This window comes from Dyella solisilvae, assembly GCF_003351225.1.
In the GTDB taxonomy this organism is placed as follows: Bacteria; Pseudomonadota; Gammaproteobacteria; order Xanthomonadales; family Rhodanobacteraceae; genus Dyella; species Dyella solisilvae.
This window is the reverse complement of sequence record NZ_QQSY01000003.1, coordinates 529,282-549,300: the sequence shown is the minus strand read 5'-3', so window position 1 is coordinate 549,300 and position 20,019 is coordinate 529,282. Positions and strand designations below refer to the sequence as shown.

General features: G+C 65.3%; 17 protein-coding genes. 6 read left to right on the top strand and 11 right to left on the bottom strand.

Translation table 11 applies throughout. The annotated features are described in order from the left end of the window. Positions 1-74: 74 nt before the first annotated feature. From ispF to cyoA, 10 genes are all read right to left on the bottom strand, one after another. On the bottom strand, positions 75-548 hold the full coding sequence (gene ispF / locus DVT68_RS14605; protein WP_114825861.1) for a 2-C-methyl-D-erythritol 2,4-cyclodiphosphate synthase: 474 nt from the start codon (positions 546-548) through the stop codon (positions 75-77). Between the two features lie 15 nt (positions 549-563). After that, positions 564-1,253: a 2-C-methyl-D-erythritol 4-phosphate cytidylyltransferase gene (gene ispD / locus DVT68_RS14600; protein WP_114825816.1), complete on the bottom strand. Its 690-nt coding sequence runs from the start codon at positions 1,251-1,253 to the stop codon at positions 564-566. Between the two features lie 2 nt (positions 1,254-1,255). Continuing rightward, positions 1,256-1,576, bottom strand: coding sequence for a cell division protein FtsB (ftsB, locus tag DVT68_RS14595; RefSeq protein ID WP_114825815.1), 321 nt, complete (start codon positions 1,574-1,576; stop codon positions 1,256-1,258). Positions 1,577-1,594: 18 nt separating this feature from the next. Further along, a complete protein-coding gene (eno, locus tag DVT68_RS14590; protein WP_114825814.1) occupies positions 1,595-2,908 on the bottom strand; it encodes a phosphopyruvate hydratase in 1,314 nt (437 codons plus the stop codon). 95 nt (positions 2,909-3,003) lie between these two features. Beyond that, positions 3,004-3,837, bottom strand: a complete 834-nt coding sequence (gene kdsA / locus DVT68_RS14585; protein WP_114825813.1) for a 3-deoxy-8-phosphooctulonate synthase — start codon at positions 3,835-3,837, stop codon at positions 3,004-3,006. Beyond that, positions 3,834-5,504, bottom strand: a complete 1,671-nt coding sequence (gene pyrG, locus DVT68_RS14580; RefSeq protein ID WP_114825812.1) for a CTP synthase — start codon at positions 5,502-5,504, stop codon at positions 3,834-3,836. The genes kdsA and pyrG overlap by 4 nt, the downstream gene beginning before the upstream one ends. Before the next feature lie 340 nt (positions 5,505-5,844). After that, the gene (gene cyoD, locus DVT68_RS14575) at positions 5,845-6,222 is read right to left on the bottom strand and encodes a cytochrome o ubiquinol oxidase subunit IV (RefSeq protein ID WP_114825811.1); all 378 of its coding nucleotides are present in this window, start codon (positions 6,220-6,222) and stop codon (positions 5,845-5,847) included. Next, positions 6,222-6,860, bottom strand: coding sequence for a cytochrome o ubiquinol oxidase subunit III (gene cyoC, locus DVT68_RS14570; RefSeq protein ID WP_233523476.1), 639 nt, complete (start codon positions 6,858-6,860; stop codon positions 6,222-6,224). The genes cyoD and cyoC overlap by 1 nt, the downstream gene beginning before the upstream one ends. A 3-nt stretch (positions 6,861-6,863) precedes the next feature. Beyond that, positions 6,864-8,888 carry a cytochrome o ubiquinol oxidase subunit I gene (cyoB, locus tag DVT68_RS14565; protein ID WP_114825810.1) on the bottom strand — a complete coding sequence of 675 codons (2,025 nt, stop codon included), beginning with the start codon at positions 8,886-8,888 and terminating at the stop codon, positions 6,864-6,866. A gap of 3 nt (positions 8,889-8,891) precedes the next feature. Continuing rightward, positions 8,892-9,836, bottom strand: a complete 945-nt coding sequence (gene cyoA, locus DVT68_RS14560; protein ID WP_114825809.1) for a ubiquinol oxidase subunit II — start codon at positions 9,834-9,836, stop codon at positions 8,892-8,894. 224 nt (positions 9,837-10,060) lie between these two features. On the opposite strand from cyoA, the gene DVT68_RS14555 reads away from it, so the two are divergent. The 4 genes from DVT68_RS14555 (at position 10,061) to DVT68_RS14540 (ending at position 15,862) form a co-directional block, all read left to right on the top strand. Then, positions 10,061-11,860, top strand: a complete 1,800-nt coding sequence (locus DVT68_RS14555) for an aminopeptidase P family protein (protein WP_114825808.1) — start codon at positions 10,061-10,063, stop codon at positions 11,858-11,860. Between the two features lie 132 nt (positions 11,861-11,992). Beyond that, positions 11,993-13,882, top strand: coding sequence for a DNA topoisomerase IV subunit B (gene parE, locus DVT68_RS14550; RefSeq protein ID WP_114825807.1), 1,890 nt, complete (start codon positions 11,993-11,995; stop codon positions 13,880-13,882). A 324-nt stretch (positions 13,883-14,206) separates the two neighbouring features. Beyond that, positions 14,207-15,277 carry a PLP-dependent cysteine synthase family protein gene (locus DVT68_RS14545; RefSeq protein ID WP_114825806.1) on the top strand — a complete coding sequence of 357 codons (1,071 nt, stop codon included), beginning with the start codon at positions 14,207-14,209 and terminating at the stop codon, positions 15,275-15,277. A 63-nt stretch (positions 15,278-15,340) separates the two neighbouring features. Next, a complete protein-coding gene (locus DVT68_RS14540) occupies positions 15,341-15,862 on the top strand; it encodes a 3-hydroxyanthranilate 3,4-dioxygenase (RefSeq protein ID WP_114825805.1) in 522 nt (173 codons plus the stop codon). 31 nt (positions 15,863-15,893) lie between these two features. Here the strand turns inward: DVT68_RS14540 and DVT68_RS14535 are convergent, their stop codons facing one another. After that, complete coding sequence (locus DVT68_RS14535; protein WP_114825804.1) at positions 15,894-16,427, bottom strand: NUDIX hydrolase; 534 nt, start codon at positions 16,425-16,427, stop codon at positions 15,894-15,896. A 243-nt stretch (positions 16,428-16,670) separates the two neighbouring features. Between DVT68_RS14535 and DVT68_RS14530 the strand changes: the two genes are divergently transcribed. Together DVT68_RS14530 and DVT68_RS14525 are read left to right on the top strand one after the other, a co-directional pair. Further along, the gene (locus tag DVT68_RS14530; RefSeq protein WP_114825803.1) at positions 16,671-18,221 is read left to right on the top strand and encodes an APC family permease; all 1,551 of its coding nucleotides are present in this window, start codon (positions 16,671-16,673) and stop codon (positions 18,219-18,221) included. Positions 18,222-18,296: 75 nt separating this feature from the next. Continuing rightward, positions 18,297-19,745 carry an amino acid permease gene (locus DVT68_RS14525; RefSeq protein WP_114825802.1) on the top strand — a complete coding sequence of 483 codons (1,449 nt, stop codon included), beginning with the start codon at positions 18,297-18,299 and terminating at the stop codon, positions 19,743-19,745. The last annotated feature ends 274 nt before the right edge of the window (positions 19,746-20,019 follow it).

Here is a 20,019-nt window from a genome sequence, read left to right as displayed (position 1 = left end):
GCGCGTGTCGCGCGGCCTATTGGATCAGGCGAAGCGTGGCGGCCCTGAGAAAGAGGACCACCACCTGGCGGGCGTCAGGCCATGACCAGCAGCACGCAGGCCTGGGCGGCGATGCCCTCGCCACGTCCGGTGAAGCCAAGCTTCTCGGTGGTGGTGGCCTTGATGCTGATGCGGTCAACGTCACAACCCAGTTCCTCGGCCACCACCTCGCGCATGGCCTGCGCATGCGGGCCCACCTTGGGCGACTCGCAGATCACCGTGACGTCGGCGTTGCCCAGCGCATAGCCCTGCTCGCGCATCAGCCTGGCGGCATGGCGCAGGAAGATCCGGCTATCGGCATTGCGCCACTGCTCCTGGCTCGGCGGGAAATGCCGTCCGATATCACCCAGCGCCAGGGCGCCGAAGATCGCGTCGCACAGCGCATGGATCACCACGTCGCCATCGGAGTGCGCCACCACGCCACGGCTGTGCGGCACGCGCACGCCACCGAGCACCACGTGGTCGCCCTCGCCGAAGATGTGGACATCGAAGCCCTGACCAATCCGCATCATCTGCAAACTCCTTTACTTGGTTCGCGGCAGCAGGAATTCCGCCAGCGCGAAATCGGCCGCCGTGGTGACCTTGATATTGTCTTCGACGCCTTCGACCAGCAAAGGCGCAAAGCCCGCCCGCTCCATCGCCATCGCCTCGTCGCTCACCGTGACGCCGGCGAGCGATGCGGCCAGCAACGCCGCCGACAGTTCGCCGCGACGGAACATCTGCGGGGTGAACGCGCGCCAACGATGGTCGCGCGGCTCGGTCTGATGACTGCGTCCGTCATCACCAGCGCGTTTGAGGGTGTCGCGCAAAGGCGCGCCGAGCAGGCCGCCTCCCGCAGGAATGCCCCGCTCGATCAGTCGCGCGATATCCGCCTCGCGTACGCACGGGCGCGCCGCATCGTGCACCAGCACGAAGGCATCGTCGCCGACCTCGGCCGGCAGGGCGCGAAGCCCGGCCAGCACGGAATCGCAACGCTCCGCGCCACCGATCGAGGTGAGCACAGGCTTGCCGGCAAGCTGGTCCAGGCCAGGCCAGTGCGGATCCTGGCTGCCCAGCACTACCATCAGGCCGGCAATCTGCGGGTGCGCCGCCAACCGCTCCAGCGTATGCAGGATCAGCGGCCGGCCGGCCAACGGAAGATATTGCTTGGGAAGGTCGCCACCGACCCGCGTGCCGCGACCCGCCGCCGGCACCACGCACCACAGGGGCGCCATGCTTAGCGGCCGCCCGTGGATGCGGCCGGCGCGGGCGCCTGGGCGCCCGGCTTTTCGACCACCTGGTAGAACGTCTCGCCCGGCTTGATCAGGCCGAGTTCGGCGCGCGCACGCGCCTCGACAGCCTGCTCGCCATGCTTGAGGTCGTCGACATCCGCGCCCAGCGCCTGGTTGCGCTGGGTCAGCTTGTCGTTGTCCTCACCCTGCTTCTTCACCGCGGCGCGCAACGATTCCACCTCGTGCACGCCGCCGTTGCCGCTCCACAGCTTTACCTGCAGAGCGATCAGCACAAGGACCAGGACCAGGGCGACCCAACGCAGCATGGACGATGCGTGCTCCTATCAGCCCGGAAGGTGGGCCAGGTTCGGGAACGCGTCGCGGCCGGCGTAGCGAGCCGCCGAGCCGAGCGCTTCCTCGATGCGCAGCAGCTGGTTGTACTTGGCCACGCGGTCGGTGCGGCACAGCGAACCGGTCTTGATCTGGGTCGCGGTGGTCGCCACGGCGATGTCGGCAATGGTGGTGTCTTCCGTCTCGCCCGAGCGGTGCGACACGATCGCGGCGTACTTGGCGGCGTCGGCCATGGCGATGGCTTCCAGCGTCTCGGACAGCGTGCCCACCTGGTTCACCTTGATCAGGATGGCGTTGGCGATCTGCTTGTCGATGCCTTCCTTGAAGATGCTCGGGTTGGTGACGAACAGATCGTCGCCGACCAGCTGCACGCTCTTGCCGATGCTGTCGGTGAGGTGCTTCCAGCCGGTCCAGTCGCCTTCGGCCATGCCGTCTTCGATGGTGACGATCGGGTACTGCTTGGCCCAGCTGGCCAGCACGTCCACCCACTGCTCGGGCGTGAACACCTTGCCCTCGCCTTCCAGGTCGTACTTGCCGTCCTTGAAGAACTCCGAGCTGGCCACGTCGAGGCCGAGCAGGATCTCGCTGCCAACCTTGAAGCCGGTCTTGTTCACCGCCTCGAGGATGGTGTCCAGCGCCTCGACGTTGGAACGCAGGTTCGGCGCGAAGCCGCCTTCGTCGCCCACGGCGGTGTTGAGGCCCTTGCCCTTCAACACGCTCTTGAGCGCGTGGAAGATCTCGGTGCCGGCGCGCAGTGCTTCGGCGAAGGTCGGCAGACCGACCGGCAGCACCATGAACTCCTGCACGTCGACGTTGTTGTCGGCATGGGCGCCACCGTTGATGATGTTCATCATCGGAACCGGCAGCGAACCCGGCTTGCCGGTGGTGCCGTTGATGGTGGCGAGGTACTGCCACAGCGGCAGGTGCTTCTGCGCAGCCACGGCGTGAGCGGCGGCCATCGACACGGCGAGAATGGCGTTGGCGCCCAGCTTGCCCTTGTTCGGGGTGCCGTCGAGATTGATCAGCTTGGCGTCCAGGCCGCCCTGGTTGGCGGCGTCGAAGCCCTTCAGCTCGCTGGCGATGGAGTTGTTGACGTTGCCCACGGCGTTCTTGACGCCCTTGCCCAGGTAGCGCGACTTGTCGCCATCACGCAGCTCGACCGCCTCGCGGGAACCCGTCGACGCGCCGCTCGGCACGGCCGCACGGCCGAAGCCGCCACCAGCCAGGGTCACTTCGGCTTCAAGCGTGGGGTTACCGCGGGAATCGAGAATTTCACGTGCGTGGATGCGGGTGATATCGGTGCTCATGGGGTCCGTAACTTGGCTGAGGTGAATGAAGCGATGAGGTTAATCCTGCCTGATCTGAGGGGGATCCGCTTCAATCGCCTCGCCCCCGCGACGGATCAGAGCGTGTGTTCCAGGAAACTGTGCCGCTTGGTGACCTGGTCGAGTTCGAGCAGGGTCTCCAGCAGCGCCTCCATCTTGTCGAGCGGCCAGGCGTTGGGGCCGTCGCTCAGTGCCTTGGAGGGGTCAGGATGGGTCTCGGCAAACAGTCCGGCCACGCCCACGGCAACCGCGGCGCGGGCCAGCACCGGCACGAACTCGCGCTGGCCGCCCGAGCTCGTGCCCTGGCCGCCCGGCAGCTGTACCGAGTGGGTAGCGTCGAACACCACCGGGCAGCCGGTGTCGCGCATCACGCTGAGCGAGCGCATGTCCGAGACGAGGTTGTTGTAGCCGAAGCTCGCGCCGCGCTCGCAGACCAGAATGTCGTCGTTGCCGACGGCCTTGGCCTTGTCGACCACATTCTTCATGTCCCACGGCGCGAGGAACTGGCCCTTCTTGATGTTCACCGGCTTGCCGGCGCGGGCCACATTCTGGATGAAGTCGGTCTGGCGGCACAGGAAGGCCGGCGTCTGCAGGACGTCGACCACTGCGGCCACCTCGTTCATCGGGGTGTATTCGTGCACATCGGTGAGCACCGGTACGCCGAGCTGGCGCTTCACTTCACCGAGGATCTTCAGGCCCGCTTCCATGCCGGGGCCGCGAAAGCTCGTGCCCGAGGAGCGGTTGGCCTTGTCGAAGCTGGACTTGAAGATGAAGTTGATGCCGAGCTTGCCGGTGATTTCCTTGAGCTTGCCTGCCGTATCGATCTGCAGCTGCTCGGACTCGACCACGCAGGGGCCGGCGATCAGGAACAGCGGCTGGACGAGGCCGACTTCGAAACCGCACAGCTTCATGCAACGGACTCCTTGGCCAGGCGCTCGCCTTCGCGCACCGCCTTGAACTCGCGGGCGGCCTGCACGAAGCCGATGAACAGCGGGTGGCCGTCGCGCGGGGTCGAGGTGAATTCCGGATGGGCCTGGCAGCCGAGGAACCACGGGTGCTTCTGCTGCGGCAGCTCGACGATCTCCACCAGCAGGTCGTCCATCGACTTGCCGGAGATCACCAGGCCCAGGTCTTCGAACGGCTGGCGGTAGCGGTTGTTGAACTCGTAGCGATGGCGATGGCGCTCGCGGACCACGTCCTGGCCGTAGAGCTGGCGGGCCAGCGTGCCATTCTTCAGGCGGCACTCCTGCGAACCCAGGCGCATGGTGCCGCCCAGGTCGGAGCGCTCGTTGCGCTGTTCCACCTCACCGGTGGCGGTGGTCCATTCCGTGATCAGGGCGATCACAGGATCGGGCGTGTTGCGGTCGTTTTCGCTGGAATCGGCGTCGGCGAGACCGGCCACGCTGCGGGCAAAGTCCACCACCGCGGCGTGCATGCCGTAGCAGATGCCAAAATACGGTACGCCCTTCTCGCGGGCGTAGCGGGCCGCCAGCACCTTGCCTTCGAAGCCGCGCTTGCCGAAGCCACCCGGCACAAGGATCGCGTCGGCGCTGCCAAGCACCTTGGCGGCGCCCTCGGCCTCGACCTGCTCCGAATCAACCCAGTTGAGATTCACCCGGGTCTGCTGCTTGATGCCGCCGTGGCGCAGCGCCTCGCCCAGGGACTTGTACGCGTCCTTGTGCTCGACGTATTTGCCGACGATGGCGACGGTGACTTCGCCCTTCGGGTGCTCGACCGCGTCGACTGTGCGCTGCCACGAGGACAGGTCGGCCGGGCCGGCCTGCAGGCCCAGGCGCTTGACCACGATTTCGTCGAGGCCCTGCTTGTGCAGGTAAAGCGGCTGCTTGTAGATGATGTCCACGTCCGCCGCGCTGATCACGGCGTTCTCGGGCACATTGGTGAACAGCGCGATCTTGCGGCGCTCGCCATCCGGCAGCGGCTGCTCGCAGCGGCACAGCAGCACGTCCGGCTGGATACCGATGGAGCGCAGTTCCTTCACCGAGTGCTGGGTCGGCTTGGTTTTGATCTCGCCGGCGGCCTTGATGTACGGCACCAGGGTCAGGTGCATGAACATCACCTTCTCCGGGCCATGCTCGATGCGCAGCTGGCGGATGGCCTCGAGGAACGGCAGCGACTCGATGTCGCCCACCGTGCCGCCGATCTCGACCAGGGCCACGTCGAAGCCGCGGGTGGCCTCGTGGATGCAGTGCTTGATCTCGTCGGTGATGTGCGGGATGACCTGCACGGTGGCGCCCAGATAGTCGCCGCGGCGCTCCTTGCGGATCACCGACTCGTAGATCTTGCCCGTGGTGATGGAATTCTTGCCCGTCAGGCGGGTGTTGACGAAGCGCTCGTAGTGACCCAGGTCCAGGTCGGTCTCGGCGCCGTCGTCGGTCACATAGACCTCGCCGTGCTGGAAGGGACTCATGGTGCCCGGATCCACATTGATATACGGATCGAGCTTCATCATGGTGACCGAGAGGCCACGCGCTTCCAGGATGGAAGCCAGCGACGCCGCGGCGATGCCCTTGCCAAGTGAGGACACCACACCGCCGGTGACGAAAATCAGGGGGGTCATGGGATGCAGCCGTGCTGGAAATCGGCATTTTAGAGGAAGAACGCCCTCGCCGCGAGGGTTTGCGGGCGGGTAAATGACTGGGACGTTCAAGTTGGAGCCGCCCGGCCCTGCCTCACCCTCCCTCGTCATTCCGGCGCAGGCCGGAATCCAGTGGCGACCACACCCGGTTGTCGCAAGAGCGGGCCCGACCTTTCAGGCGACGACCAGACGATCGGGCTACTGGATTCCGGCCTGCGCCGGAATGACGAGCGGGGGGCAGCTGCCCTGAAGGCCGAACCTCGGCCGTAAACGACAAAGGCGCCCGAAGGCGCCCCTGTTCCGAACTCGTGGACTGCCGGCCTTATTCCACCGGCATCATCTGGGAGGTCGGGTGCATCATGTTCACGTTCATGTTGTGCAGCACCCACAGCGAACCGACCACCACGATGCCCAGGATCAGGATCGTGAACAGCATGATCGCGAGGTTGCCGCGCTGCGACGGCGACGTGCCCATGTGCAGGAAGCAGACCAGCTGGACCACCAGCTGGGCCACGCCGAACACGATGATGCCCGGCATCATCAGCTCATGCGGCACGAGTCCGCTCATGACCACGCCGAACGAGGCCAGGGTCAACAGCACCGACAGCGTGAAGCCGATCAGGTAGGACTTGGTGCTGCCGTGGTCGGCGTGGGCGGCACCGTGATGAGCCGCGTCGTGGGAATGGTGAGCGCCGGACATCAGATGGCCCCCCGCAGGTAGACAAAGGTGAACACGCAGATCCAGACGATATCCAGGAAGTGCCAGAACAGGCTCAGGCACGACAGCCGGCGACGGGTCGCATCCGTCAGGCCGAAGCGGCGCATCTGATCCATCATCACCACCAGCCAGATCAGGCCGCTGGTCACGTGCAGGCCGTGCGTGCCCACCAGGGTGAAGTAGCTGGACAGGAAGGCGCTGCGGCTCGGGCCCGCGCCCTCATGGATCAGCTTGGCGAACTCGAACACTTCCATGGCAATGAAGCCGGCGCCGAACAGGAAGGTCACGGCCAGCCAGGCCACGACCTTGTCCCTCTTGCCGGCATGCATGTTGAGCATGGCCATGCCGAAGGTGACCGACGAGATCAACAGCAGCATGGTCTCGCCGAGCACGTACGGCAGCTCGAACAGCTCCTTCGCCGTCGGGCCGCCCGCGGTGGCGTGGGCCAGCACGGCGAACGTGGCGAACAGGCCCGAGAAAATCAGGCAGTCGCTCATCAGGTAGATCCAGAAACCCAGCAGGGTCTTGGAACCGTCGTCGTGGTGGTGATGGTCGACGCCCCCGCCGTGGAGGACGTCGTCGAGCGCGCCGTGCGTGGCGCTGATTGCGGCACTGCTCATGGGTTACGCCACCTTCTGACGCGAGGGGGCAGCCACCGGAGCCACCTGCGTGGTCTGGAACTGCTTGAGCTGGGCGTGGCGCGAGCGCTCGATCTTCTCGACCTCGGCCGCCGGCACCCAGTAATCGATGTCACGGTCGTAGGCGCGGACGATGAACGCAGCCACCATGCCCACGAGGCCTGCGGCGGCCATCCACCAGATGTGCCACACAAGGGCGAAGCCCAGGACCGTACCGAACGCACCCATCACCACACCGACGCCGGTGTTGCGGGGCATGTGAATGTCTTCGTACTTGGCAGGCTGCACGTAGGCGACTCCGTTTTGTTTGTCTTCCCAGAACTGATCCAGCTCGCGCACCTGGGGCAGCGTGGCGAAGTTGTAGAACGGCGCCGGGGAACTGATGGACCATTCGAGCGTGCGGCCACCCCACGGGTCGCCACTGGGATCGGTGAGCTTTTTGCGGTCGCGGATCGACACATAGAACTGCACCAAGGTGCAGAAGATGCCCACCGCGATGACGGCGGCGCCGAGCGCGGCGACGATCAGGTACGGCTGCCAATCCGGGTTGGCGTAGTGGTTCATGCGACGCGTCATGCCCTTCAGGCCCAGCACGTACAGCGGCATGAACGCCATGTAGAAGCCCACCAGCCAGCACCAGAACGACGCCTTGCCCCAGAACTCGTTGAGGCGGAAGCCGAAGGCCTTCGGGAACCAGTAGTTGATCGCGGCGAACACGCCGAACACCACGCCGCCGATGATCACGTTATGGAAGTGCGCGATCAGGAACACGCTGTTGTGCAGGACGAAGTCCGCCCCCGGCACGGCCAGCAGCACGCCGGTGACGCCGCCGATCACGAAAGTGACCATGAAGCCCACCGTCCACAGCATCGGCACGTTGTACTCGACGCGGCCGCGGAACATGGTGAACAGCCAGTTGAACAGTTTCGCGCCGGTAGGCACCGAGATGATCATCGTCGTGATGCCGAAGAAGGCATTGACGTTGGCGCCCGAGCCCATGGTGAAGAAGTGGTGCAGCCACACGACGAACGACAGCACGCCGATGCACGAGGTGGCGTAGACCATCGACTTGTAGCCGAACAGCGGCTTCTTCGAGAACGTCGCGACGATCTCCGAGTACGCACCGAAGCACGGCAGCACCAGGATGTAGACCTCGGGGTGACCCCAGATCCAGATCAGGTTCACGTACATCATGGCGTTGCCGCCAAGCTCGTTCGTGAAGAAGTGCATGTCGAGATAGCGGTCGGCCGTGAGCAGCGCGAGGGTCACCGTCAGCACCGGGAACGCGGCCACGATCAGGATGTTGGTGACCAGCGCCGTCCAGGTGAACACCGGCATCTGCATCAGCTTCATGCCGGGCGAGCGCATCTTCATGATGGTCACGATGAAGTTGATGCCGCTCAGCGTGGTGCCCAGACCTGACAGCTGCAGCGCCCAGATGTAGTAATCGACACCTACCGTGGGGCTGTACTGCAGGCCGGACAGGGGCGGATACGCCAGCCAGCCGGTGGCGGCGAAGTCACCGACAAACAGCGACATCATCACCAGCACCACGCCCGACATGAACAGCCAGAAGCTGAGCGAGTTCAGGAACGGATAGGCGACGTCGCGCGCGCCGATCTGCAGCGGCACCACCAGGTTCATCAGACCGGTGATGAACGGCATCGCCACGAAGAAGATCATGATCACGCCGTGGGCGGTGAACACCTGATCGAAGTGGTGAGGCGGCAGGTAGCCGGCCGCATCGGAGGCGGCCATGGCCTGCTGCAGGCGCATCATGATCGCGTCGGCAAAGCCGCGCAGCAGCATCACCAGCGCCACGATGACGTACATGATGCCGATCTTCTTGTGGTCCACCGAGGTGAACCACTCGTTCCACAGGTAGCCCCACAGCTTGAATCGGGTGACGAGGGCGAACGTCGCCAGGCCACCGAGAATCACGGCGGCGAGCGTGATCATGACGATCGGCTCGTGGTATGGGATGGCCTCGAGGGTGAGCTTTCCAAACATGACTTACTTCTCTGCCTTGGCCGGGGTGATGTTCGAGGACACCGCGTCCCCGTCCTCGTGGTGGTGCATGTCCATCGGCATCTCGCCGTGCGAGGCCGCGTCGTGCGACATGTCGCCCATGTGCTTGTTGACCACGCTGGCGAACAGGCCCGGCGTCACCTGGCCGTAGTACGACACCGGGACTTTCTGGCTGGGCTGGGCCAGCGCCTTGTAGCTCTCGCCGTCCAGCGTGACCTGCGTGGCCTTGGCCTTGGCGATCCAGTCCTTGAAGCCATCCTCGGACGTGGCGATGGCCTTGAAGTGCATGTCCGAGAAGCCTTCGCCGCTGAAGTTGGACGACAGGCCCTCGTAGCTTCCCGGCTCGCGCGCGATCAGGTGCAGCTTGGTTTCCATGCCGGCCATCGCGTAGATCTGGCTGCCCAGCTGCGGGATGAAGAACGCATTCATCACCGAATCGGAGGTGATCTGGAAATTCACCGGACGATCGACCGGGAGCGCCAGCTCGTTGACCGAGGCCACGCCGTATTCCGGGTAGACGAACAGCCACTTCCAGTCGAGCGAGACGACCTGCACCGTGACGGGCTTGGCCTCGGACTCCAGCGGCTTGTAGGGATCCAGCGCATGCGAGCTGGTCCAGGTGATGGTCGCCAGGATAACGATGATGATGGCCGGGATGGACCACACCACCAGCTCGATCCTGGTCGAGTGCGACCAGTTCGGCGCGTAGGTGGCCTTCTTGTTGCCGGAGCGATAACGCCACGGGAACCACAGCGTCATGGCGATGACGGGAATCGCCACGATGGCCATCAGGCCCAGTGCGATCAGGATGAGGGACTTCTCATGGACGCCGATGTCACCCTTGGGGGTGAGCACTTCCATGTTGCAACCGCTGAGCAACACGGCGGCGCCAACGCCTGCATAGCGCAGGCGCGAAAAAAGGGCATGCATTTTCACAGACAACTCTGGGACCTGCGTGGGGACGCGGCATGGTAGCGGCGTCGTCCGCGAGATTGAACTCAATTGAGACAGAATGTCGCACTGGCAAATTCTTGCGCAAACGACTGCGGCGCCTTGACACAGAAAGGCAATAGCCAGCACCTGCGTTTTCGACCGACTTTGGTCGAATCGAGCGGAGAAAAAGCCACATCCGCGCGCCCTGCTACCATGCGCCGATGGATCACTCCACGCCCTCAAAAATCTCCTCTCTGCGCCAGGCCATGCGGCAACATGGCGTCACCGCCTGCCTGATTCCCAGCGCCGACCCACATCTATCCGAGTACTTGCCGGGGCATTGGGAGGCTCGCGCCTGGATTTCCGGCTTCACCGGGTCGGCCGGCACGCTGGTGGTCACCCAGGACCACGCCGGCCTTTGGACCGATTCGCGCTACTTCGCACAGGCCGCCCAGCAACTTGCCGGCAGCGGCATCGAGCTGATGAAGCAGCGCGTGGCGCACGCGCCGGAACACATCCAGTGGCTGCGCGAACACCTGCAGACCGGGCAGACGCTCGCGGTGGCCGGCGACAGCCTCGCGCTGGCGACCGCGCGGCAACTGGAACGCATGCTTGAAGCACCAGGCGCGGCGCTGCGCACGGACCTGGACCTGCCCGGCCAGATCTGGACCGACCGCCCCGCGCCGCCCACCGCCCCGGTCGTCGAACATCCCCTGCACTACGCCATCCAGCCGCGCAGCGACAAGCTGGGCCGTCTGCGCACCGCCATGCGCAAGCAGGACGCCACGCATCATCTGCTCTCGAGCCTGGACGACATTGCCTGGCTGACCAACCTGCGCGGCAGCGACGTGGAGTGCAATCCGGTCTTCCTCGCGCACCTGCTGGTGCAGGCAGAAGGCCATGCCACCCTGTTCGTGGGCCGCGGCAAACTCAACGACGCGCTGGTCGCCGCGCTGGCGGCCGACGGCGTGCGCATCGCCGACTACACCACGGTGACCGACGCACTGTCCGAACTGCGCTCGCCCGACCGGCTGCTGCTGGATGCCAGTCGCGTCGTGGTGTCAGTGGCCGCAGCCATTCCGGCCGGCGTGCGGGTCATCGAGGCCACCAACCCTTCCACCCTTTTCAAGGCCCGCAAGAGCGCGGCCGAGCTGGACCATATCCGCGAAGCTATGCGCCGCGATGGCGCCGCGCTGGTGCGCGCTTTCCGCCGACTGGAAGAACGTGTCACCGCCGGCATGCGCCAGACCGAACTGGACGTGGACAGCCTGTTGCGCGAAGAGCGCTCGGCCCAGCCCAACTTCGTCGGCGAGAGTTTCTCCACGATTGCCGGTTACCAGGCCAACGGCGCGCTGCCGCACTACCGAGCCACGCCCGAGGCGCACAGCGCGCTGAAGGCGCAGGGCCTGCTGCTGGTCGACTCCGGCGGCCAATACCTGGGCGGCACCACCGACATCACCCGCGTGCTCGCGCTCGGCGAGACCACCACCGAGCAGCGCCGCGACGCCACCCTCGTCATGAAGGGCATGATCGCGCTCAGCCGCGCCCGTTTCCCAAAGGGCGCCAGCGGCCCGCAGCTCGATGCACTGGCCCGCGCCCCGCTGTGGGCCAGCGGCATGGACTATGGCCATGGCACCGGCCACGGCGTCGGTTACTTCCTTAATGTGCACGAGGGCCCGCACGGCATCCGCCCGCCGGTGTCAGGCGCCGCCCTGGTGGCGCTGGAACCGGGCATGATCACCTCGATCGAGCCCGGCCTGTACAAGCCGGGCCGGCACGGCATCCGCCACGAGAACCTGGCCGCGGTGATCGAAGCCGATCGATCGGAATTCGGCGAATTCTACGCCTTCGAGACCCTGACCCTGTGCCCGTTCGACCGACGCGCGCTGGAGCCGGGCCTGCTGAATCCGGAAGAGCGCGCCTGGCTGGACGACTATCACGCCACCGTACGGGCCGCCCTCGCGCCGTTGCTGGAAGACGCCGACCTGGCCTGGCTGGAGCGCCACTGCGCGCCTTTGTAAGAAACGACGACCCGGCAGGAGCGCACGGAGTGCACTCCTTATAAGGTATTCAACCTGTTGGGCCGTGGACCCTTGACCTCCCCGGCCCTGCGACCCATCCTCCCGCGCCTGACCTGAGCCGAAACCTCCCGCATGAGCAGTCGTTACAACGCCGCCGACATTGAAGTCCTCTCTGGCCTTGACCCGGTCAAGCGCCGCCCCGGCATGTATACCGATACCTCGCGCCCGAACCATCTGGCGCAGGAAGTGATCGACAACTCGGTGGACGAGGCCCTGGCCGGCCACGCCAAGTCGATCGATGTCATCGTGCACACCGACGGCTCGGTCGAGGTATCCGACGACGGCCGCGGCATGCCGGTGGACATCCACCCGGAAGAAGGCGTGCCGGGCGTCGAGCTGATCCTCACGCGCCTGCATGCGGGCGGCAAGTTCTCCGGCAAGAACTACAACTTCTCCGGCGGCCTGCACGGCGTGGGCGTGTCGGTGGTGAACGCGCTGTCCAACCGCGTGGAAGTGACCATCCGCCGCGACGGCAACGAATACCGCATGGCCTTCGAGAACGGCGACCGCGCCAGCGAGCTCGAAGTGATCGGCACGGTGCCCAAGAAGAAGACCGGCACCACCGTGCGCTTCTGGGCCGACCCCAAGTACTTCGACTCACCGAAGATCTCGCTCGGCAAGCTGCGCCACCTGCTGCGCGCCAAGGCGGTGCTGTGCGCCGGCCTCAGCGTGAAGCTGGTCGACGAAGCCACCGGCGACGTCAATGAGTGGTACTACGAGGACGGCCTGCGCGACTACCTGCGCGACGAGCTGTCCGGCGCCGAGGCGATCCCGACCGAGCTGTTCGTGCATCACGTGCAGCGCGAGGCCGACGGCCTCGACGTGGCGCTGGCCTGGGTGCCCGAAGGCGAGCTGGTGCAGGAAAGCTACGTCAACCTGATTCCCACCGCGCAGGGCGGCACCCACGTGAATGGCCTGCGCTCGGGCCTCACCAATGCCATCCGCGAGTTCTGCGACATCCGCAACCTGCTGCCGCGCGGCGTGAAGCTGGCGCCGGAAGACGTGTGGGAGCGCCTCGCCTTCGTGCTGTCCGCCAAGCTGCAGGATCCGCAGTTCGCCGGCCAGACCAAGGAGCGCCTGTCCTCGCGCAATGCGGCTGGCATGGTGGAAGGCGTCATCCACGACGCTTTCAGCCTGTGGCTCAACCAGCACGTCGATCTCGGCGAGCGCATCGCCCAGCTCGCCATCGAGCGCGCCAGTGCGCGCCTGAAGGCGGCCAAGCAGGTCGTGCGCAAGAAGATCACCCAGGGCCCTGCCCTGCCCGGCAAGCTGGCCGACTGCACCGCAACCGACCTCAGCCGCACCGAGCTGTTCCTGGTGGAAGGCGATTCGGCCGGCGGCAGCGCCAAGCAGGCGCGCGACAAGGAATTCCAGGCGATCCTTCCGCTGCGCGGCAAGATCCTCAACACCTGGGAAGTCGAGTCCGGCTCCGTACTGGCATCCGAAGAAGTCCACAACCTCGCCGTCGCCATCGGTTGCGACCCGGGCAAGGACGATCTCTCGGGCCTGCGCTACGGCAAAGTCATCATCCTCGCCGACGCCGACTCCGACGGCCTGCACATCGCCACCTTGCTCAGCGCGCTGTTCCTCAAGCACTTCCCGTCGCTGGTGCGCGAAGGCCACGTGTTCGTCGCGATGCCGCCGCTGTTCCGCGTGGACGTGGGCAAGCAGGTGTTCTACTGCCTGGACGAGAACGAAAAGAACGCGATGCTCGAGCGCATCCAGCGCGAGAAGATGAAGGGCCAGGTCAGCACCACGCGCTTCAAGGGCCTGGGTGAGATGAACCCCTCGCAGCTCCGCGAATCGACCATCCACCCCGACACCCGCCGCCTGGTGCAGCTCACCGTCGACACCGACGACGGCACCACCAAGCTGATGGACATGCTTCTGGCCAAGAAGCGCGCCAGCGACCGCAAGGCATGGCTGGAAGAGAAGGGCGACCTGGCGACGCTCGAGGTGTGAGCCTGGCTCTTGCTCCCTCTCCCCTGCGGGCGACGCGAAGGTAGTCCCCGTGGGCGAGAGGCTTGGGGCACTGCCACCTTTACGGTGGTGAGGGCTCACTCTTGCCTAACGCCCCATCCCCCTCACCGTCATTCCGGCGAAAGCCGGAATCCAGCGTCTTTACCTTTGTAAGGTGAGTCGATCGAACAAGAAAGGCACTGGATTCCGGCTTTCGCCGGAATGACGGTCAAGCGAGCGAGCCAGTCCTCTCATACGGGAAGTGCAAGAACGCTCGCACTGATCGACGTCAACGCCCCACTCACGCCCGGGGTCTAGACTCCTTCCATGCACGCCGCCTGGACCCGCCGCGCCATTCAGACCCTGGAAGCCGAAGCGCACCGCTCGGCGGACACCCACCTGATTCGGGTGGATCTCCCTGCGTTCCCCGGCATCCCGCTCTATCTGAAGGACGAATCCGTCCACCCCACCGGCAGCCTCAAGCACCGGTTGGCCCGCTCGCTGTTCATTTACGCCATCTGCAACGGCTGGCTCGATGAAGGGCGCCCGGTGGTGGAAGCCTCCAGCGGCAGCACGGCGATCTCCGAGGCCTATTTCGCGCGCCTGCTCGGCCTGCCGTTCTTCGCGGTGATGCCGCGCAGCACCTCGCCCGACAAGATCGACCAGATCGCCTTCTTCGGCGGCCACTGCCATTTCATCGACGACACCGATGTCTACGGCGCCGCCCAGCGCCTGGCCAGTGAACTCGGCGGCCACTACATGGACCAGTTCACCTACGCCGAACGGGCCACCGACTGGCGCGGCAACAACAACATTGCCGAGTCGATCTTCCGCCAGCTGCAGCGCGAACCCGACCCGGAACCGCGCTGGATCGTGGTCCCGGCCGGCACCGGTGGCACCTCGGCCACCCTCGGCCGCTACATGCGCTACCGCTGCGGCCAGCACAGTCTGGCCCGCCTTGCCGTGGTCGATCCGGAGCACTCGGTGTTCTACGACTACTACCGCAGCCGTGACGCCAGCCTGCAACTGGCGCGCGGATCCCGCATCGAGGGCATCGGTCGACCGAGGGTGGAACCCTCGTTCGTGCCGGGCGTGATCGATCGCATGCTGCGCGTGCCCGATGCCGCCTCGATTGCCGCGCTGCGGCTGCTGGAAGAGTTTCTGGGACGCCGCTGCGGCGGCTCCACCGGGACCAACCTGGTCGGGGCGCTGCAACTGATGTCGGAACTGAGCGCCAGCGGCGAGCGCGGTCCGGTGGTGACGCTGATCTGCGACAGCGGCGAGCGCTACCGGGGCACCTACTACGATGCTTCCTGGATCGCGGCCGAAGGCCTGGATGTATCCGGGCAGCTGGCCCGCCTGCGCACCATCGTCCAGGATGGCCGCTGGATCGACTGAACGGGCATTCCCCAGGCGCTCCCGCGACGCTATCTTGATAGTACTCATCCGCCGGAACGCGCCATGTCCCTGCTGCCGCCCATCGACCTGAAGCGCTGGATCGAGGAGCACCGCCACTTGCTAAAGCCACCCGTGGGCAACAAGTGCATCGTCGACGGCGACTTCATCGTAATGATCGTGGGCGGCCCCAACGCGCGCACGGACTACCACTACGACGAAGGCCCGGAGTTCTTCTACCAGCTCGAAGGCGAGATGGTGCTGAAGGTGCAGGATGAAGGCCAGGCGCATGACATCCCGATCCGCGCGGGCGAAGTGTTCTACCTGCCGCCCTGCGTGCCGCACTCGCCCCAGCGCATGCCCGATTCAATCGGCCTGGTGATCGAGCGCCGTCGCCTCGCGGGCGAGAAGGATGGGCTGTTGTGGTTCTGCCAGCGCTGCAACCACAAGCTGTATGAGGAGTACTTCACCCTCGACAGCATCGAGCGCGATTTTCCGCCGGTGTTCGAGCGGTTCTATCGCTCGATCGACGCGCGCACCTGCGTGGAATGCGGCCACCTCAATCCGGCGCCGGCCAAATACGCCTGACCATCGACTCCTCTTGGGTACGGGCGCCGGCCTAGGACCTTTGCAACCACTTGCTCGCCATCCGGCGCAATGACGCATCGCTGGCCGGATCCTCGGCAATCTCGCGGATCGTGCGCCACGCCAGCGCGTGCGACTCCTCGCTGACCTGGAACTGCTCGTTCGCGCCCGCACGCACCACGTAGCGCACGTCGTAATGCCAGTGCTCCGGCTCGGCGCCGCGGGTGGGAATGCGGTGGCGGTCGAGATCGAACGGCGCGGCCTCGACGCTGAGACCGTCCAGACCCGACTCTTCCTCCGCTTCACGCAGGGCCACGCGGGCCAGGTCGACATCGCCATCGGCGTGACCACCCAGTTGAAGCCAACGACCCAGCTTGCGGTGATGGGTCAGCAGCACGCGCTCGCCATCGCTGCTGACCAGCCAGGCCGAACCGGTGAAATGCCCTTCCAGCGCGTGGCGATGGAATACGCGCTCGCCTTCGGCGAGGATTTCGACGAAATGCCCAGCATCGCCCTCGGCGGGCCACTGCTGGCGATAGTGCTGGAACTGCGCGAGCAATACGCTCATGGAAAATCCGTTACGAAAGTAGGTGGCGCATGCAGTGATGCGGGGGAATCCGCGGATTATTTCAAAGCGTGGCCGACAAGGCACGGGCGATGGATTTCTAGCCGCAATGCAACTTGTACCCCCAAGCCCCGCTGGGATATGGTGCCCTGTCGTCGCTGGGGTAGCGGCACGCTGACCATGGCGAAAGTCATGGTGTCACGCATTTAAAAACGAAAGAACCACGACAGGCGGTAGGGGAGACACATGCTTAAAAACCTGTTCGCGACGCACCCGATCCAGGCGTCGCCTCATGTCGACGCGGGCGAGCTGCCCCACGACAGCCTGCAAGGCGAGGCCAGCCTCAAGCGCGTGCTCACGGCCCGCCATCTGGTCATGCTGGGCATCGGCGCCGTGATCGGCGCAGGTATCTTCGTGATCACCGGGCAGGCCGCCGCCGAACATGCCGGCCCCGCCCTGATCATCAGCTTCATCGTCGCCGGCATCGCCTGCGCGTTCGCGGGCCTCTGCTACGCCGAGTTCGCCGCGATGATCCCGGTTTCCGGCAGCGCCTACGCCTATTCCTATGCCACGCTCGGTGAGATCGTCGCCTGGTTCATCGGCTGGAACCTCGTGCTCGAATACCTGTTCGCCGTCGCCACCGTAGCGGCAGGCTGGTCGGGATACTTCAACGAGTGCCTCTCGATCATCAGTCACTGGACCGGTCTCTCGCTGACGCTGCCGGAAAGCCTGGCCTCGGCGCCGCTCGCGTTCATGGACGGCAGCCAGATCCAGAACCTGGCCGAAGGCCAGCATGTGATCGCGAGGTTCTCCCAGCACTTCTTCCTGGTCAGCACCCACACCATCATCAACCTGCCGGCCATCCTGATCGTGACCGCGCTGACGATGCTGTGCTACCGCGGCATCACGCAATCGACCTTCGTCAATTCGGTCATCGTGGCGATCAAGGTGATCGTGATCCTGCTGTTCCTGGTATTCGCCTTCCGCTACATCGATCCCTCCAACTGGCATCCGTTCATTCCGCCGGAGGAAGGCCCGGGTCGCTTCGGCACCAGCGGCATCTTCCGCGCCGCCGTGCTGGTGTTCTTCTCCTACGTGGGCTTTGACGCGGTGTCGACGGCTGCCGGCGAAGCCAAGAACCCGCAGCGCGACATGCCGATCGGCATCCTCGGTTCGCTGGCCATCTGCACCATCCTGTACATCGCCATGGCGCTGACCCTGACCGGCATCGCCCCCTACCGGATGCTGGGCACCCCCGAGCCGGTGGCCACCGCGCTGAGCATCCATCCGGAACTCACCTGGCTCAAGGCGATCGTCTCGTTCGGCGCACTGGCCGGCCTGAGTTCGGTGATCCTGGTGATGCTGCTGGGCACCTCCCGCATCTTTTTCAGCATGGCGAAGGACGGCCTGCTCGGTAAGAGCATCTCGAACGTGCACGCCAAGCACCGTACGCCGCACGTGGCCACCATCATCGCCGGCGTGTCCGCGCTGGTGCTCGCCGGCCTGTTCCCGGTGAGCATCCTGGGTGAGCTGGTGTCGATGGGTACCCTGCTGGCCTTCACCACCGTGTGCATCGGCGTGCTGATCCTGCGTTACACCCGCCCGGAACTGCCGCGCACGTTCCGCGTCCCTGGCATCTGGGTGGTCAGCATCCTGGGCTCGGTGATCTGTCTGTACCTGTTCTGGCAGTCGTTCCGCGCCAATTGGCCGCTGATGCTGGGCTGGACCACGTTCGGCATGCTCATCTACGGCTTCTACGGGTATTCCCATAGCAAGCTGCGCAAGCAAAACTCCTGACCTGACACGAAGGGCCGGCCCAGCGCCGGCCCTCTCGTTTTGACTCCCGCGCCTCCCGCAACACCAGGCCGACGCATGCTCAAACAGTTATTCGCACGCAAGACCGACTTCTCCGACGCCGACGACGCCGCTCACGGCCCCACCCTGCGCCGCACCCTGGGCCCCTGGGGCATCACCGCGCTGGGTATCGGCGCAGTGATCGGCACCGGCATCTTCGTGGTCACCGGCCAGGCGGCCGCCGAGCACGCGGGTCCGGCCGTGCTGATCTCCTTCGTCCTGGCGGCGATCTGCAGCGGCTTCACCGCGCTGTGCTACGCCGAGTTCGCCACGCTGATCCCGATCTCGGGCAGCTCGTATTCCTATGCCTACGCCACGCTCGGTGAGCTGGTCGCCTGGTTCATCGGCTGGAACATGGTGCTGGAGTACGGCATCTCCGCCTCCGCGGTGGCGGCCAGTTGGACAGGGTACTTCGTCAGCCTGCTCGACAATATCGGCATCCACCTGCCGCAGGCGCTGACCGAGGCGCCGCTGGCATTTACCGATGGACACCTGGTGACCACCGGGCACCTGATGAACCTGCCTGCCGTGGCCATCGTGCTGGCGCTGACGGCGCTGTGCTACGTGGGCATCCGCGAGTCGTCGGGCCTGAACGTGTTGATGGTGGCGCTCAAGGTGGGCCTGATCATCATCGTGGTGGTGGCGGGTTACCGCTATGTCGACCCGGCCAACTGGCATCCGTTCATTCCTGAAAACCAGGGCCCCGGCAAATACGGCTGGTCCGGCATCATGCGTGGCGCCGCGATGGTGTTCTTTGCGTACATCGGCTTCGAGGCGACATCGACCGCGGCGCAGGAGTGCAAGAATCCGCAGCGCGACCTTCCCTTCGGCACGCTGGTGTCACTGGTGATCTGTACCGTGCTGTACCTGGCCATGGCTGCGGTGCTGACCGGCCTGATCTCGTACACCGAGCTGGGCACCGCGGAACCGGTGGTCACCGCCGTCAAGAACCACCCGGAGCTGGCATGGCTGCGCTGGATCGTCGAGGTCGGCGCGCTGATCGGTCTGTCATCCGTGATCCTGGTGATGATCATCGCGCAGCCGCGCATCTTCATGATCATGGCGCGTGACGGCCTGCTGCCGCCGGTGTTCAACCGCATCCATCCCAAGCACCGCACGCCGCACATCAACACGGTGATCACCGGCATCGGCATCGCGATCCTCGCCGCGGTGTTTCCGCTGGACCTGCTGGCCGACCTCACCTCGATGGGCACGCTGATCGCCTTCGTGGCGGTGTGCGCCGGCGTGCTGATCCTGCGCTACACCGCACCTCATCTGCATCGCGGCTTCCGCGTGCCGTGGGCGTGGTTCATCTGCCCCGCCGGCGTCCTGAGCTGCCTGGCCCTGCTGGGCGCCATGTCCTGGTTCAACTGGCTGCTGATGATCATCTGGACGGTATTGGGCCTGGTCATTTACTTCGGCTATGGCATCCGCCACAGCCGCCTGCACCAGGCTATCAAACCGTAATTTCGCCGAATTTCCCCGAAAAGTGGAAAAAGACCCTGAAACCGCCGGGATGGGCTTCCCCCTCCTGGCGGTTTGAATGACGGCCCGCAGCGGATCATTCGTGATGGCCAGTCTCGAATTTTATTGCAAGTTATTGTTTTAAAAGAATTTAACGAGACTTTTTCGATAAAATTTTGGCGCCGCCCGGCCCCAAAACTACCCGCCAGGAGTATCATCTGTGCTCCGTGGGTTAATCACTTGGCAGTGGGCCCCGGATTGCCGCCCGGCGCGTCAG

Excerpts from the sequence above, each read along its gene's own strand:
- ispF (WP_114825861.1), bottom strand. The coding sequence starts at position 548 with ATGCGGATTGGTCAGGGCTTCGATGTCCACATCTTCGGCGAGGGCGAC.
- ispD (WP_114825816.1), bottom strand. The coding sequence starts at position 1,253 with ATGGCGCCCCTGTGGTGCGTGGTGCCGGCGGCGGGTCGCGGCACGCGG.
- ftsB (WP_114825815.1), bottom strand. The coding sequence starts at position 1,576 with ATGCTGCGTTGGGTCGCCCTGGTCCTGGTCCTTGTGCTGATCGCTCTG.
- eno (WP_114825814.1), bottom strand. The coding sequence starts at position 2,908 with ATGAGCACCGATATCACCCGCATCCACGCACGTGAAATTCTCGATTCC.
- kdsA (WP_114825813.1), bottom strand. The coding sequence starts at position 3,837 with ATGAAGCTGTGCGGTTTCGAAGTCGGCCTCGTCCAGCCGCTGTTCCTG.
- pyrG (WP_114825812.1), bottom strand. The coding sequence starts at position 5,504 with ATGACCCCCCTGATTTTCGTCACCGGCGGTGTGGTGTCCTCACTTGGC.
- cyoD (WP_114825811.1), bottom strand. The coding sequence starts at position 6,222 with ATGTCCGGCGCTCACCATTCCCACGACGCGGCTCATCACGGTGCCGCC.
- cyoC (WP_233523476.1), bottom strand. The coding sequence starts at position 6,860 with ATGAGCAGTGCCGCAATCAGCGCCACGCACGGCGCGCTCGACGACGTC.
- cyoB (WP_114825810.1), bottom strand. The coding sequence starts at position 8,888 with ATGTTTGGAAAGCTCACCCTCGAGGCCATCCCATACCACGAGCCGATC.
- cyoA (WP_114825809.1), bottom strand. The coding sequence starts at position 9,836 with ATGCATGCCCTTTTTTCGCGCCTGCGCTATGCAGGCGTTGGCGCCGCC.
- DVT68_RS14555 (WP_114825808.1), top strand. The coding sequence starts at position 10,061 with ATGGATCACTCCACGCCCTCAAAAATCTCCTCTCTGCGCCAGGCCATG.
- parE (WP_114825807.1), top strand. The coding sequence starts at position 11,993 with ATGAGCAGTCGTTACAACGCCGCCGACATTGAAGTCCTCTCTGGCCTT.
- DVT68_RS14545 (WP_114825806.1), top strand. The coding sequence starts at position 14,207 with ATGCACGCCGCCTGGACCCGCCGCGCCATTCAGACCCTGGAAGCCGAA.
- DVT68_RS14540 (WP_114825805.1), top strand. The coding sequence starts at position 15,341 with ATGTCCCTGCTGCCGCCCATCGACCTGAAGCGCTGGATCGAGGAGCAC.
- DVT68_RS14535 (WP_114825804.1), bottom strand. The coding sequence starts at position 16,427 with ATGAGCGTATTGCTCGCGCAGTTCCAGCACTATCGCCAGCAGTGGCCC.
- DVT68_RS14530 (WP_114825803.1), top strand. The coding sequence starts at position 16,671 with ATGCTTAAAAACCTGTTCGCGACGCACCCGATCCAGGCGTCGCCTCAT.
- DVT68_RS14525 (WP_114825802.1), top strand. The coding sequence starts at position 18,297 with ATGCTCAAACAGTTATTCGCACGCAAGACCGACTTCTCCGACGCCGAC.